At 59.6% G+C, this 14714-nt stretch carries 12 protein-coding genes; 4 read left to right on the top strand and 8 right to left on the bottom strand.

The window, feature by feature from the left end; genetic code table 11:
- Together OXG98_03650 and trxA are read left to right on the top strand one after the other, a co-directional pair.
- A partial coding sequence (locus tag OXG98_03650; protein ID MCY3771103.1) for a cytidylate kinase-like family protein occupies positions 1–529 on the top strand: 529 nt, incomplete at its 5' end.
- 104 nt (positions 530–633) lie between these two features.
- Positions 634–1449, top strand: a complete 816-nt coding sequence (trxA, locus tag OXG98_03645; protein ID MCY3771102.1) for a thioredoxin — start codon at positions 634–636, stop codon at positions 1447–1449.
- 196 nt (positions 1450–1645) lie between these two features.
- Here trxA and aceE read toward each other — a convergent pair whose 3' ends face one another.
- A complete protein-coding gene (gene aceE, locus OXG98_03640; protein MCY3771101.1) occupies positions 1646–4327 on the bottom strand; it encodes a pyruvate dehydrogenase (acetyl-transferring), homodimeric type in 2682 nt (893 codons plus the stop codon).
- A gap of 275 nt (positions 4328–4602) precedes the next feature.
- Here aceE and OXG98_03635 point away from each other — a divergent pair, with 275 nt between their 5' ends.
- Positions 4603–5514, top strand: a complete 912-nt coding sequence (locus OXG98_03635) for a hypothetical protein (GenBank protein MCY3771100.1) — start codon at positions 4603–4605, stop codon at positions 5512–5514.
- Positions 5515–5555: 41 nt separating this feature from the next.
- Complete coding sequence (locus tag OXG98_03630; protein ID MCY3771099.1) at positions 5556–6410, top strand: phytanoyl-CoA dioxygenase family protein; 855 nt, start codon at positions 5556–5558, stop codon at positions 6408–6410.
- Positions 6411–6426: 16 nt separating this feature from the next.
- Here OXG98_03630 and OXG98_03625 read toward each other — a convergent pair whose 3' ends face one another.
- From OXG98_03625 to OXG98_03595, 7 genes are all read right to left on the bottom strand, one after another.
- Entirely contained in the window at positions 6427–6714 is a 288-nt protein-coding gene (locus OXG98_03625) for a helix-turn-helix transcriptional regulator (protein ID MCY3771098.1), read from the bottom strand.
- Between the two features lie 201 nt (positions 6715–6915).
- The gene (locus OXG98_03620; protein ID MCY3771097.1) at positions 6916–8217 is read right to left on the bottom strand and encodes a sulfite oxidase; all 1302 of its coding nucleotides are present in this window, start codon (positions 8215–8217) and stop codon (positions 6916–6918) included.
- 118 nt (positions 8218–8335) lie between these two features.
- A complete protein-coding gene (locus OXG98_03615; protein ID MCY3771096.1) occupies positions 8336–9427 on the bottom strand; it encodes a restriction endonuclease, SacI family in 1092 nt (363 codons plus the stop codon).
- Positions 9428–9445: 18 nt separating this feature from the next.
- Positions 9446–10324: a DNA adenine methylase gene (locus OXG98_03610; GenBank protein ID MCY3771095.1), complete on the bottom strand. Its 879-nt coding sequence runs from the start codon at positions 10322–10324 to the stop codon at positions 9446–9448.
- A gap of 665 nt (positions 10325–10989) precedes the next feature.
- Positions 10990–11616, bottom strand: a complete 627-nt coding sequence (locus OXG98_03605; protein ID MCY3771094.1) for a tetratricopeptide repeat protein — start codon at positions 11614–11616, stop codon at positions 10990–10992.
- Positions 11617–11850: 234 nt separating this feature from the next.
- Entirely contained in the window at positions 11851–13617 is a 1767-nt protein-coding gene (locus tag OXG98_03600) for a Rieske (2Fe-2S) protein (protein ID MCY3771093.1), read from the bottom strand.
- A 78-nt stretch (positions 13618–13695) separates the two neighbouring features.
- Positions 13696–14714 (bottom strand): hypothetical protein (locus tag OXG98_03595; protein ID MCY3771092.1); only part of this gene is annotated, 1019 nt, incomplete at its 5' end.

Here is a 14714-nt window from a genome sequence, read left to right as displayed (position 1 = left end):
CGAATCGACCATCCGCCGGTTCCTCGGCGAACTGTTCACTCCTTCAACCGTCTACTCCCTGTCCCCGGAATACCCGCCCCTCATCTGGCCCTATGTGCCGGGCGACGACGAGGGTACGAAGGATCCCACCTCCCTCAAGAACACCTTTCTGGACCGGGGGGAGTATCTCCAGATCCTGCAGGACACCATCCGTTCGCTGGCCGGCAGAAAAAACATCATCATCGTCGGGCGCGGCAGCCAGTGCATCCTCTCGGACAGCAAGACCGTCTTCCACACCCGGTTCATCGCGCCGGTCGAATACCGGGTCGACGTAATCATGGACGAGATGAACCTCTCGCGGGACCGCGCAGCCGAACTCATCAAGGAAAAGGACCGCCAGCGCGCGCTGTACCTTCAGCACAACTACCACCACGACTGGACGGACCCGACACTCTACCACGTGGTGTTCAATACGTCCCGTACGACTTGGGAGAACATGGCCGACATCGTGATCGATACCCATCGCAGACTCTTTGGCGACGGCGGATGAAGGCCTGTCCACCCCATAAACCGAATCGAAAGATAACCCCAACCAGTATTCGTGTCAACAGACGGCTCACCGCCGTGCATGCCGCAAACCGGTGAGGAAAGGCCATGAACTACGAGGTATCGGACTTCAACGAAGAGGTAGTGGAAAGAAGCCATGTCATCCCCGTGCTGGTCGATTTCTGGGCGGAATGGTGCGGACCCTGCAAGATGCTGGGTCCCGTGATCGAATCCCTCGCCGAACGCCACCGGGACCGGTGGAAACTCGTCAAGGTGAACACGGAAACCAACCGGGACGTCGCCATGCAGTACGGCATTCAGGGGATTCCCAACGTCAAGCTCTTCGTGGACGGGGAAGTAAGGGACGAGTTCACGGGCGCGCTGCCTGAACCCATGATCGAACAGTGGCTGAAGAAGGCCCTGCCGAGCCCCCACGCGCGACAGCTGGAAGAGGCGCTCCGGCGCCTTGAAGACGGGGACACTGAGAATTCCCGCGTGTTGCTCGAGGAGGTCCTGGCGTCCGAACCGGACAACGAGCAGGCGACGGTGTGCCTGGCGCGCACGTACCTGAATGAAGATCCCGGGCGGTGCCTGGACCTGTTGAAACCGATCGAACCGGGCTCCGAATTCCACGATTCGGCGGCCGTGCTGCAAACCATCGCCGGCCTATTCCTGTACCTGGACGCGCCGGAACGTCTCGAGGAAGATCCGGTCAAGCCGGTCTATTGCCAGGCGATCGAGCATCTCAGGCGAGAGGAGTATGATCTCGCCCTGCAGCGTTTCATCGCGGTGCTGGAGAAGAACCGGGATTATGACGACGAAGGCGCCCGGCGGAGTTGCGTCGCGATTTTCGGCATGCTCGGCGAGGGTCACCCGACGACGCGCCAGTACCGCCGCGCCTTCAGCAACGCACTCTACGCCTGATCCAGCGCTGTCGCGCCCTATCGCACACACACGGACGCCGGTCAAGCGGCGAGCGGTGGACGCGGGGATACGGTGGACGCGGGGATACGGTGGACGCGGGGATACGGTGGACGCGGGGATACCGTCGCCGGTCCAGCGCGGATCAGCCGGACGCGGATACCAATCAATCGACCGATCACACGCACTGAACTCCGGTTCACACGTCCAGGGGATTGGCCTTCTCGGGGTCGATTTCCAGCTTGCGCATGGCGCGCTCCGGGACGTCCGGTGAGAGATCGCCTTTCCGGGCGAGGGCGTTGAGGGTTCCGAGAGTGATGAACCGGGCGTCCATCTCGAAGAAGTTCCGCAGCGCCGGCCGGCTGTCGCTCCGCCCGAAACCGTCCGTTCCCAGCGAAACCACGGGACCCGGCACCCAGCGCGCGATGGAATCCGGCAGGGTCCTGACATAGTCGGAGGCCATGACGTACACCCCTCCCGTTTCCTCGAGACATTGTGAAATGTAGGGCACGCGGGGCGATTCCGACGGGTGCAGCAGGTTCCAGCGCTCGGCGTCCATGGCGTCGCGCCGCAGCTGCTTGTAGCTGGTCACGCTCCACACGTCCGCCTCGACCCCGTAGTCTTCGGCCAGCATCTCCTGGGCCTTCAGCGATTCGTTGATGATGGAGCCGCTTCCGAAGAGATGGGCTTTTGCCGTACCCCCGTTCAGCGAAGTGAGCCGGTACATCCCCTTCAGGATGCCTTCTTCCACCCCTTCCGGCATGGACGGCATGGCGTAGTTCTCGTTCTGCACGGTGATGTAGTAGAAGAGGTCTTCCTGGTCGACGTACATGCGCCGGATGCCGTCCTTGATGATGGCCGCCAGTTCGTAGGCATAGGCCGGATCGTAGGTCAGCAGGTTGGGTACCGGGTCGGCCAGCAGGTGGCTCTGGCCGTCCTGATGCTGAAGTCCCTCGCCGTTCAGCGTCGTCCGGCCCGCCGTACCGCCCAGCAGGAACCCCCGCGTGCGCATTTCCGCGGCGGCCCAGATCAGGTCGCCCACGCGCTGCAGGCCGAACATGGAATAGAAGATGAAGAAGGGGATCGTATTGACGCCGTGGGTTGAATAGGCCGTCCCGGCGGCCACGAAGGACGACAGGGAGCCGGCTTCTGTAATGCCTTCCTCGAGGATTTGGCCGTCCTGCGCCTCCTTGTAATAGAGCAGCGTATCGATGTCAACCGGTTCGTAGAGCTGGCCGGCGTGAGAATAGATGCCACACTGACGGAACAGGGCTTCCATGCCGAAGGTGCGGGCCTCGTCGGGCACGATGGGGACGATCAGCCTGCCGATCTCGGGTTCGCGCAGCAGACGCGAAAGCATCCGGGTGAACACCATGGTCGTCGAGACTTCGCGACCGTCCGTCCCCGCCTTGAATTCGTCGAACACCTCGTCCTTCGGGGCCGCGGGAAGGCCGGGATTCACGACGTTACGCCTGGGGATGTAGCCGCCGAGAGCTTCCCGGCGTTCCCGGATGTACTCCATCTCGGCGCTGTCCGCCGCCGGCCTGAAATAAGGCGCTTCGCGGACCTCGTCATCGGAAAGGGGGATGCCCAGCTCGGTGCGCAGGTGGCGCAGTCCGTCCTCGTCGATCATCTTCTGCTGGTGGGCGGTGTTCTTTCCTTCACCCCATTCGCCCAGGCCGTACCCCTTGATCGTCTTGGCCAGGATGACGGTCGGCGCGCCCGGGTGTTCCACGGCGGCCTTGTACGCCGCGTAGATCTTCTCCTGGTCGTGGCCGCCCCGAATGATGGTCCGCACGTGCTCGTCGGTGAGCAGCCTGGACATCTCCATAAGCCTGGGATGCACGCCGAAAAAATGATCCCGCTGGTACTTGCCGTCGGAAACGGTGTATTTCTGGTACTGCCCGTCGACGATCTCGCCCATGCGCTTGACGAGCAGTCCTTCGTCGTCCTGGGCCAGCAGGGGATCCCAGCCGCTCCCCCAGATCACCTTGATGACGTTCCATCCGGCCCCGTGGAAGGCGGCTTCCAGTTCCTGTATGATCTTGCCGTTGCCCCGTACCGGGCCGTCCAGCCGCTGCAGGTTGCAGTTGACCACGAAGACCAGATTGTCCAGCTTCTCGCGCGCTGCCAGCGTAATGGCGCCAAGCGCCTCGGGCTCATCGGTTTCCCCGTCGCCCAGAAAAGCCCAGACCTTGCATCCGTTGCCCTGCTTGAGACCCCGGTCTTCCAGGTAGCGGTTGAACCGCGCCTGGTAGATGGACATGATGGCGCTGAGCCCCATGGAAGCCGTGGGGAAGACCCAGAAATCGGGCATGAGCCAGGGATGGGGGTAGGAGGAAAGGCCGCCCCCCGGCCGCAGTTCCCGCCGAAAGTTGTCCAGGTGCTGCTCGTTGAACCGCCCCTCGATATAAGCCCGGGCGTAGATGCCGGGAGACGAGTGGGGCTGGAAGAAGATCTGGTCGCCGTCGTAGCCGTCTCCAGGACCGCGGAAGAAATGATTGAATCCCACCTCGTAGAGATTGCAGACCGAGGCATAGGTGGCGATGTGCCCGCCGAGGGACTTGTCCGCCGTGTTGGCGCGGACCACCATGGCCATGGCGTTCCACCGGATGATGTTGCGTATCCGGTGTTCGAGTTCGTCGCTGCCGGGATAGGGCGGCTGCTGGTCGGGCGGGATGGTGTTTATATAAGGCGTGTTCTCGGCGAAGGGGAGCCGGACGCCCTTGCCGCGGGCGTGGGCCTGGAGCTGGGCGATCAACTGGCGCACTCTTCCGGGGCCGGAAGTCTGGAGTACATAGTCCAGCGATTCGAGCCATTCCAGGGACTCTACGCGGTCCAAGTCAATTTCATACTCCGAACGTGAGGAATCCTGCGTCATATCCAGTCCGTAAGCCGACGTGTGCAATGGGGTTGCGTACCGTCATTTGCCGGGGTTGCGCGCCGTCATTTGCCGTTTGAAACGTTCTTTCAATGTAGCGTTCCCATCCTTCGCTCGCAACAAAAATCAAGGCGCCGCCGCTTCGGGCGAAGGGTCAGTTTTGTATTGCTTCGGCCCGATAAACGAGTCATTATGGAACATCGCCGCACTGAATCTGAATATGCCCGGGCCGCGCCTTTAAGGTCCGGTATAAGAACGCGATTGGATCCACGCCCATGATCGCTTTTCATCGCTCCTCCTTCCACTGGAGGTCCTGGCCCTGGGAGTCCGACCTCGTATACAAGTACAAGGGCGGGTTCGTCGGCGTGCCGGGACAGGCCTACCAGGTGCGGTTCCACCTCGAAGCGGCCTGTACGGTGGAAAACCTGGAAACGGGACGCAAGACCGATCTGTACCTGGGTGCGCCTTGTCGCACGGAATACACGATCGCCCGCCGAAACCTCTTTCAGATCCCCAGCGATGAATGGCGCATGGCTTTCAGCCGGAACCTGAGCATTCCCATTTCGCGCAGGCCGAGCACCGAGCCCGCCGAGATCGCCGGGACCCCGTTGGAGAAGCAGTTCCACGCCCACGAAATCGACATCAGGCGTTACGATTCCGTGGAAACGCTGACCCATGCCCGGGCTGTCGTGGACGCGACAACGAACCGGGATCTCATGAATGGCAGGATCGTTTACCGGGAGACTGATCAGCCGGGCCGACCGGGCCAATCGGGCCAACCGAACCATTCGGACCTGCCGGGCCGGGGTTTAAAGGTAACTCTTGAATTTCCAGTGGATCTGATCAATATTAACGAGGAAGACGCCGAGTTTCAGGTATGCACGGGCCCGGTGGTCCTGCCGGACCTGGAAACCTGGGACGGCAGCGAGGTGCATCGCGTGTTCCTGGCCGACGCGGCGATCTCCGGTTTCGATCACGCGGAATTCATCTTGCGCAGGGAGATCGAGGCGGCCGAACGGGAGAAGCACTGGTACGAAGCGCCTCGGGGCCGCGACCGCCTGGAATTGAACGACCCGGATAATCCACCGCCGGACTATCCGCCGCGGAGGCCTAGACCCCTGGTCTACAACGAAACCTGGGAAAAAGAAACCGAGAACGTCATATTGAAAGCGAAAAACGCAGACTGAGGCCGGCAACCAGGCCGGCAGCCAGCACAAGGAGCGTTCCCATGGCTCAGACGACCCTGCAGGACACCCGGTTCAAGCAGATGCCGACCCCGGAAGATCTGATCCGCATGTCGCGCGACCTGCGGTACCATCCGGTCCGCAACGATCATCCGACCATGCTATCGAGCGCGCAGATCGATACCTTCAACGAACAGGGCTATCTGAAGCCGTTCAGGATATACTCGGACACGGAGATCGGCGCCATACGGGACGAATTCGACGGCATGATCGAGCAGGTCATGGCGCGGGGCGACCACAACTACTCCATCATATCGGCCCACCTCAAGTCGGGCATGGTGCACGATATCATCAACGATCCGCGGATCGTCGCCTACATCAGCGACCTGTTGGGGGATGACGTCGTCGGGTGGGGCGCCCACTTCTTCTGCAAACTTCCGGGAGACGGCAAGATCGTCAACTGGCACCAGGACGCCAGCTTCTGGCCGCTCTCGCCGTCAAAGACGGTCACCGCCTGGCTGGCCATCGACGACGCGGACACGGGCAACGCCTGCATGCGGTTCATGGCCGGATCGCACCACTACGGCCACCTGACCTACCACCTGAGCGAAGATGCCGAGAACAACGTGCTCAACCAGACGGTGAAGGAAGTCGAGATGTACGGCACCGAGGTGGATATCGAACTCAAGGCGGGCGAGATTTCGCTGCATAGCGACCTGCTGCTACACGGATCCGGGCTCAACACGTCGGACCGGCGCCGGTGCGGCCTGACGCTTCGGTACTGCGCCGCGTCCGTGCGCGCCGAACTCAACTGGAACAAGGAAGGCGTGATCGTCAAGGGATCCGATCCCACCGGCCACTGGACTGATCTGCCGCGACCCGCGGTGGATAACGTGTAGCAAATCGAGATCAGCGTCAAACCAGGACGATATGAAGTTGTCTTCCCAGCGCACGGGCCGCCCGTTCCAGGGTCTGCAACGTGACCGAACTGTTTTCCGGATCCAGAAGGCGATCCAGTGAGGCGCGACTCGTGTGCATTCGCCGGGCCATCTCTGTCTTGGTCAGTCCTTGATTTAACATGTATTGCCCCACTTGATAAGCAATCACTCGTTTGATCGCGACTCGTTCTACCTCCTGAGTCAGTCCTTCTTCCTTCAGAAAGTCATCGAAATCGCTTCCAACGTGTTTGTTAATAGAAGTCATTCTGGCGAATCTCCCAGCTTAGCCGCTCGCGATCATTTTCAGTCCTTTAAAAACGACACTCAACATGTAAATGCCGTATCTCAAAGTGTATCAATTTTGATACGTTATCAAAAGCATTTAGTGATTCTGCCTGTCCCCTTTCGGATTAGTAGGATTCTATCGAAGATTATCGAATACAAAAGTGCGCCGGAAGGACGAGGCTTACTCCGCGTAAACCGCGACGCGGTGCATGGCGTTGTTCAGGTAGCCGCCGGGATTCCACGCGATGGCGTGGGGCTGGCTAACCCCTTGCGAATCCATCGCCCTGGCCCAAACCTCGTAATACCCCTCCCGCGGAAACGGCACCTCGGTCCGCCAGTTCTGCCAGGCGTAGGCGTTCACCGGTTCATCCAGCGTCGTGGGCATCCAGGTCGCCCCGAAGTCGATCGAAAGATCAACCGAGTCGACGCGCCCCTCGCCTGTCCACGCATGGCCCCGCACTTCCACTGACCGTTCATTTGTTCTGTGCCCCGTCGCGGGATGGGAAATCAGCGACTTGACTGGCATGTCCTCTATGATGCGGGAGTCTTTTTCGTCCACGGCCTCGCCGGGTGCGATCCCCCGGCCCGGCAAGCGGTAAGAGGTGCCGGCCATCTTGGCCCCGTCGTGTACCTGGTCCCGTATCTCTATGCGGATCAACCATTTCTGGGAACACGACCCGGGCCATCCCGGGACCATCAACCGGAGAGGCCCGCCGTTCATAGGGTGGATCGGCCGCCCGTTCTGGGCGAAGGCGATGAGATTGTGCTCGTCCATGGCCTTGTCGATCGGCACCCCGCGGGAGATTGGAAGCCCGGCCGACTCGCCGGACAGGTGGGTATCGGCGCCGTAGTGGGCGGTGTAGACGGCCCCGTCGTGCACTCCGACGGCCTTCAGGACGTCCGACAGTCGCACCCCCGTCCATTCCGAGCAGGCCACCGCGCCGTAGGTCCACTGTTCGCCCTTCGTCTTCGGGTCGAAGAATGCCCGCCCGTTTCCCGCGCATTCCAAGGCCAGCGAACGGGTTACGACCTCGAAGCGGCTGGCGAGATCGTCCAGACCAAGCGTCACCGGTTTGTCGACCAGGCCGTCGATCGCCAGTTTCCAGCGCGATGCGTCCAGGTCTTCGGGCATCAGCCCGTTGTTTCGGACGAAATGTCTTCGGTGGGTGGTGATGGCGTCATCAAGGAGATGCGGCGGGGTTTCCACGCACATGGGTCGGTCATTGAGGACCGTGAGACCATCCTTGCCCGGAATGACGGCTTCGGCGGCGAGCGCCACGGGAATGAAGTGGGCGGGCATATTGCGATGAAAGGGGATCGAAGCCCCGACCAGCGCACCCATGGCGGCCAGGCCCGCGTTTTTCAGGAATCCCCGCCTGTCCGGGTGGGTTTGGCGGCCAAACAGCAGCCGGTCGGCTTCGTCGGGGTCTTGCCGGTAGAGTTCGTACAGTCCTTCGCCCACGGTGCGCCTGTCCATGTTCATCTTTCCCTTAAACCGCATGTCCGTGGTGCCGAAAACAGCTACAAGTCATATTCACGCAACTTGCTCTTAAAACCATCGCGCGTCGCTCGGACCTCGCCTGATCGAGACGCCTCGATGTTTACTCCGCCTCTTCCAATAGTCGCCGCCACGTGTCGCGGTGCGCATGCTCACTGCGCTGGTTCAGTTCCTCACCTATTTTATGAAGAAACTCAATGCGTTCAGCATTCCGGAGTAATACGGTCGTAGCCCGAACCAAAGTCAGAACGTCAACTCTTTTGACGTCCAATCCCTGCCGCCAGGCACGGTCGAGCCGGGCACTGATTACCAACGCGTCGACTTCGGCAATCGCCGGTGATGCGAAGAGCAGATCGTGTGTCGTTTCGCGGCTTGCATTGACCTTGGCCAACGAGTGTTCGATTTGCTGTAGAGTGATTGTCGTGTCCTTGACTTCAACCACGAGACGAAGCTCTTCGTCGCTACCACTGTTCTCGTCTCCCGTTGCCGGTCCGTAACACATCACGTCCCCGGGCCTGTTCCGAGCGGTGTCCGCTTCATTCAGACCTTGCGATTCAACCCGAGTGAACAGAGAGAAGGTCGATCCAAGGGTCTTCATGAGCGCGGTGACGACAATCAGCGGACGCAGACCGCCACTCGGTTCGGCCAAAAACACTTCGACCACATTCGCGAGGAGTCTGCTGCTGACGCGGTCGGGGACGGGATATATGATCTTCTGACGATCTCGCCGTCGCGCGATACATCGCAGTACGCGAAAAACCTGACTCTCGATATCAGCACGATCAGCCTGGTTCCAATGATCCAGGTATTCTGCGAGACGGGCCCATTCCGCCCGATCACTGGTTCTGATCGTACTTTCGTCGGACAGGAGAGAATCTCGACGAAGGGGATTGTTGACGTAGGGATCGGCGCTGCCGCCGAGCACATTGTCGTTCGTCTGACTCCAGGGAACCACCACAGCCGATGCAAGCGTCCTGGGTGCTGTGTCTTCGGACGTGCCTTCACTGGTCAGGCGAAGAATGTCTCGAACAGGATTGACGATTTTCGCAAGCAGTTGAGTAATTACGGCATAGCGAATCGAAGTCAATCTGTGATTAACAAAATGATCGACTTCGGGGTCAGGCTCGTCATACGCCGACTGACAGACCGTCTCCCAGGCAGAATCGAGCCAGTCCGACAGCTCATCCCTGTTCATAACGACTCACCGTCGGATTCATCGGTTGATCCACAGGGATTCCTGTCTCTTCGATCGAACGGAATGACATGTTTTTTCCGGCGCGTCGACGCGTCTCCAGCGGTCGTACAGCCGGTCATAGAGCGGGTTTCTGTATCCTGAAAGCACGACGTGTCCACGGGCACCGTTCAGGACCTCGGCCAGTTCTTCGTGAGCACGGTCGTCCATTTCGAATGCATAAGCGTTGGCATCGCCTCTAGTCTCGTGGACATAGGGAGGATCCACATAGAACACCGTATCGTCCGTATCGTACCGGCGGACAACGTCCACGGCAGGCGCGTTTTCGATTTGAACTCTTAAGAGCCGTTGAGCGATTTCCGGAAGAAACTCGGCTGAACCAAGCCACCGCGAAACCGCCCCGGCCATACCGGCCCGAGATGTAAGCACGCAATGAGCCCATCGTCCCTCACTGCTGGTTTGAGCAAGCCCGGTCCGGGTCTGGCGGGCACGAACATAGAAACGTCTCGCGCGCTCGAGGTCGGATAGACCCTCGGATGGCGTACAGGCGAGAACAAGCTCCTCTCTCGAAAACGGTGTTAACGAAACCGCCCGCGTTAACTCGTCCGGATGATTACGCAGGATACGGAAGAAGTTAACAAGTTCGGAGTCGAGATCATTGTATGTTTCGACCGGCACCGGTTCGCGATTGATGAGGATTGCCGCCGAACCACCGAATACATCGCAGAAATGCCGGCAGTCGGTTGGTAGATGAGGCAGGATGAAATCGAGATGGGAATACTTGCCGCCATACCAGCCAAAGGCGATCTTGCGTCGTCCACTTCTTTTCTTCGTTGCGATTCGGCGACCAGAACCTGTCGAATTCGGCAAGGCGGTATTAGGGATTGGTCTTTGGTTCATTACGGAGGGACCTCATATCGATTCGTTAGTATGTTGAATTTGTGTTTTGATTTAATGTATAACACTTGTGTTAAATTAGCGGGCATCGTGTTCGAAAATTCGTCGGATCTTACTGGTCAAGATTTCAGGACCTGGTTTCTTCCAAGTTACAACGAGTGTGATTCCACTCATCGTTTGTCAAGATCAGACCCCTCCTTTCTCAAGGTCATTCACTATCCCCATGATAGTTTCTTCGAAGACGACCCATTGTTGACACCTTCAACGAATGTTGGTTTCTGTCTCAATCATTCGATCTTATCCGGAATCCCGCTGGACACTCGCTCCCTACAGAAGACAATAGATTCAAACAGTTGACATGTCAAATGCAAAACATACATTAAGTAGTGACAGTTATCGAGGCGCATCCAACTTACTTCGGGAGATCATCAAGCAGTACATTCTCGCCAGCATCGTCGAATTTTTCCTCGTCGAATGTTCCTTCCGGCTCCGCATGCGCTACAGGTTCAGTCGCGACAAAATCGGTACGATGCAAAATCGCCTGCTGGTAATCGCCGAAGTCCTGTGCGAAACTGAAAGTGGTTTAACTCAAATATATCCAACTGACGAAGGCTGTTTATGAGTAAGCTAGGCTAAAAACCTTGAACTGTGACATAACTCCTGTCTCTTCATTGTCTACCTGAAATACGCCGAAACAAATCTGAACTGAGGCTTTGAGCCTTCTGAACCTGGTCACGTGTCATCCATTTTGCCAGTTTGTCTTTTTTGAGAGCCGCTTCTTCGTTACCCTGAGCAGCAGCAAGGTTGTACCAGACATATGCCTGAACATAGTCCCCAGGAACACCTTCTCCTCGAATAAACATGTCACCGAGATCCAGCTGGGCGCGATCATATCCCTGCTCGGCAGCGAGTCGGTACCATTTCACTGCTTCCATGTCGTTCTCCGGTACACCCCGTCCGTCTGCGTACATATCTCCCAGACGCTGTTGGCTCATGGCATCTCCCAGTTCGGCGGCCATTCGGTACCATCTCACCGCCTCGGTGTCATCATCAGGAATGCCAGCGCCTTGAGGGTACACATGAGCCCAATCGTACAGGTCTCCAAGATGCACTTGTGCGTCTGGAAACCCCTCCTCCGCAGCCGACCGGCATGCCACAAATCGATCCGGCAAAGCCTGCGACTTATCCAGACATTTCTCGAGCGAAGCACTGCTCATCGATTGTGACCAAGCCACTGATGTGAGCGACGACAGTCCAAAGAGAAAAAGCAAAAAGCTCGTTTGCAGTCCCGTCATGCCTCATGGCCTCCTTTTATGGTCTCAGTAGTTCACCATTCATCCCAAAAGATCCAGTCCAGCCAACTGGAACGGTCGATGATTTACGGGGCTGCTTCCAATTTCTGACCCGACACTAGGATCATCTAACCAGACCGGTTTCCCGCTGTAAGAGAGTAAGCTTGTCCTGAGTACAACCCCTATCTCTGTAGTCCAGGATTCTCCACTGCATGACTTATAGTACATGACTTCCACTTACGCCTCATACAGGTCCACCGCAGTCTGCCCCTTGGCAAACCGCAGGGCGGTCGCCGCGGCGGACTGGCTGCCCGTGGCGCGCCGGATGTCGGTGGCCCAGCGCGCGAGACCGACCAGCAACTGGTTGCGCGAGGGATGATCTTCGCACAGGGTCCATTCGTCGAAGATCGTACGCAGCGTGGAGAGGATGTTCCGGCCGTTGTCGTCCTTCAGGATCACCAGGCCGAGTTCCCGGAGCAACGCGTCTCCCGAGTATCCCGACCGCAGGTAGTCCCGGGTCTGTCTGCCGATCTCCCTGATCTGGATCTGCTCTATGGAAGAAAGCACGCCTTCGATCGCTTCGGGTTCGTCCGCGCTTCCCGGCTGCAGACTTCCGCGGGACTCGGACAGCGGCCGATGGGTGATGTTCAGCCACCGGTCGCCGTAGAACTGCCAGGCGACGTGGTACAGTCCCTGGGCGGCGACCCGATGTCCGCCGAACCGCAGGGCCTTGCGCACCGAAGAGGCCATCATCATCTCCCGGACCAGGCCCCCCCATCCCGGGTTCATGTTCACCGGCGTGCGCGCCATGCGGTCCGCGGCGAGCACCACCATGGTCGTCACGATGCGCTCGATCGGAACGCCGTCTTTCAACGCCTGGGTCACCACGCCGAATGTCGGTCCGATTTCTCCGCTGACCAGGCCTTCCGCGAAGGCGTCTTCATCGAAACGCGCGTCGGTACTGCCAGAAGCGGAACCGCCAGACGGCCCGTCCCCGAGAGAATCCAGCGTCTCCGTGTCTGCGATGAACCGGTCGATGGCCGTCTGCCTGATCTCGTCGGGCAGCCCCCGCTCCTGTCCCAGGATTTTGGCCGACAGGTTGCAGACCAGTTCCTCGGCCTCCTCCCAGCCGAATTCCTCGAGCACTTCCGCGATGTAGCCGATGTTTAGCAGGTTGTTCGAATTGCCGAGAAAATGGGGCGCTACCGCGCATTCGTAAAGCAGCGGAAGGATCTCGTGGTCATGGCCGCCCAGCCGCCGGGCGGTGATCAGGCACTTCTCGATGCCTTCCCATTTCTTGTCCTTTGAAAACACCCGTATCCATCCCTCGAGTTTCTCCCAGGTGATCGGATCGGGCAGCCGCTGGATGCCGGGGCGGTCCCCTGCGCGCCCCGACAGACCGTGAGCAGCGAAGGTCAGCGGGATGATACGGTCGTCGCTCTCGTACTGCCGCGCCACCTTGATCCCGTTGATGAAATCCGAAACCTCTCCGCCGCCGTCGTTGGCCCCCCGTTCCGTGGCGATGTGCCGGCCGCCGTGCCGGATGATGAGGTTCAACGTATCCTCTTCGGATACGCCCCGGGCCAGCATGATGGCCACGGCCTTGGATATGGTCCACTGGTCGGTGGAAAAGAGTCCTTCCTTCAGGAGCAGGAGATGGGCGTCGGACCGTTTCGACCCGCCTTCGCTCACACTGACGAACACGTCGCCGTTACGCACCTCCACGGGGAAGGTCTCCAGATCGTCGCACCCCCCGGTAAAACAGCCGCCCCCGCCGAGATCGTAACTCCATCCGTGCCAGTCGCAGGTCAGCACGCCGTTCCGCACCCGTCCCCTCGTGAGCGGATAGCCCATGTGAGGGCACTGGTTGTCCGTGGCGTAGATGGTCCCATTGTGCCTGAAGAGGGCGATGCTCCTGCCCTCCACCTTCACGGCCTTGGGCTTCCCGTCCGCCACTTCGTCCGCGCCCGCCACCCTTACGTATCCATTCTGTTCCGTCGCCATAACAGATTACCTCTCCGATGATCCGTGTTTGCAGTCCGTTGATCTCTACTCGTCAAAAATTTCGACGGTCGTCCGGCCCTATTCGTCAAAAACTTCAACGGTCGTCCGACCTTCCGAAAACCGCATGGCCGTGTTGATGGATGCCATGCTGTTCTTGTTCAAACGCACGTCCGTCGCGTACCGGACCAGCCCCACCAGGAGCTGGTACCGGGACGGATGCCCTGATCCGCCGGCGGCGTCTTCACCGTTTGCGCCTTCCCATTCATTGAAAGTGACACGCAGCGTGGGCAGAAGTTCCATGTTGGTATCGTCCCACAGAATCGCCCGTCCTATTTCCTCAAGCAGTTCCGATCCGTCAAAGCCGCTGTTCAGGTAACCCACCACCTGGTCGCCCACGCCGTGAATATCCAGCGATTTGATGGAATGGACGATGCGCTCCGCCGCAACGGCCGCGTCCGGCGCGTCCGAAGGATGATCAGAAAGGGGTTCGTCGAGGGAACGGGCGGGAATGTTGATCCAGCGGTTGTCGAAGATCTGCCAGGCGGCGTGGAACAGGCCTTTCGCCGCGGCCGCGGGACCGCCGTATGCCATTACGTGCCGCAACGACGCCGCCAGGTTGTATTCGGTGGACAGCGGTCCCCATCCGGCGTCGACGTTCACGGGCGTGCGCGCCATGCGGTCCGCGGCCAGCAATACGAAGGTCGTGATGAGCCGCTCGATAGCCACACCGTCCTTCAAGGCACGCGCCACGGCCTCGAAAGAACGCTCGACGTCGACGCTCAACAGGGCGTCCACGAGCGCGTTCTCATCGTAGTCGGTCCGGGTGTTCCCCGCGTAGTCCTGCGACTCGAGCGCGGGAGCCATGTCACCCAGCAGGCGGACGGCGTCGCGGTGGAACCGCTCCGGCTCGTCCCGCCCCTGACCGACCATCTTGGCGCCCAGGTTGCAGACCAGTTCGGACGCCTCGTTCCACCCGAAGGTGTCCACCACCCTGGCGAGATCGCCCAGGTTGGCCACGTTTCGGGCGAATCCGAGGAAATACGGCGCCACGGCGCATTCGAACAGCAGTTTGAAAATGCGCTCTTCATGGCCGTTTT

Source organism: Gemmatimonadota bacterium (assembly GCA_026706345.1).
Classification (GTDB): Bacteria; JAAXHH01; JAAXHH01; order JAAXHH01; family JAAXHH01; genus JAAXHH01.
The sequence above is the reverse complement of the archived record's forward strand: the minus strand, read 5'-3'. Positions and strand labels throughout refer to the sequence as shown.

Bases quoted from the DNA above. Each gene is read 5' to 3' on its own strand.
- trxA (MCY3771102.1), top strand. From the start codon at position 634: ATGAACTACGAGGTATCGGACTTCAACGAAGAGGTAGTGGAAAGAAGC.
- aceE (MCY3771101.1), bottom strand. From the start codon at position 4,327: ATGACGCAGGATTCCTCACGTTCGGAGTATGAAATTGACTTGGACCGC.
- OXG98_03635 (MCY3771100.1), top strand. From the start codon at position 4,603: ATGATCGCTTTTCATCGCTCCTCCTTCCACTGGAGGTCCTGGCCCTGG.
- OXG98_03630 (MCY3771099.1), top strand. From the start codon at position 5,556: ATGGCTCAGACGACCCTGCAGGACACCCGGTTCAAGCAGATGCCGACC.
- OXG98_03625 (MCY3771098.1), bottom strand. From the start codon at position 6,714: ATGACTTCTATTAACAAACACGTTGGAAGCGATTTCGATGACTTTCTG.
- OXG98_03620 (MCY3771097.1), bottom strand. From the start codon at position 8,217: ATGAACATGGACAGGCGCACCGTGGGCGAAGGACTGTACGAACTCTAC.
- OXG98_03615 (MCY3771096.1), bottom strand. From the start codon at position 9,427: ATGAACAGGGATGAGCTGTCGGACTGGCTCGATTCTGCCTGGGAGACG.
- OXG98_03610 (MCY3771095.1), bottom strand. From the start codon at position 10,324: ATGAACCAAAGACCAATCCCTAATACCGCCTTGCCGAATTCGACAGGT.
- OXG98_03605 (MCY3771094.1), bottom strand. From the start codon at position 11,616: ATGACGGGACTGCAAACGAGCTTTTTGCTTTTTCTCTTTGGACTGTCG.
- OXG98_03600 (MCY3771093.1), bottom strand. From the start codon at position 13,617: ATGGCGACGGAACAGAATGGATACGTAAGGGTGGCGGGCGCGGACGAA.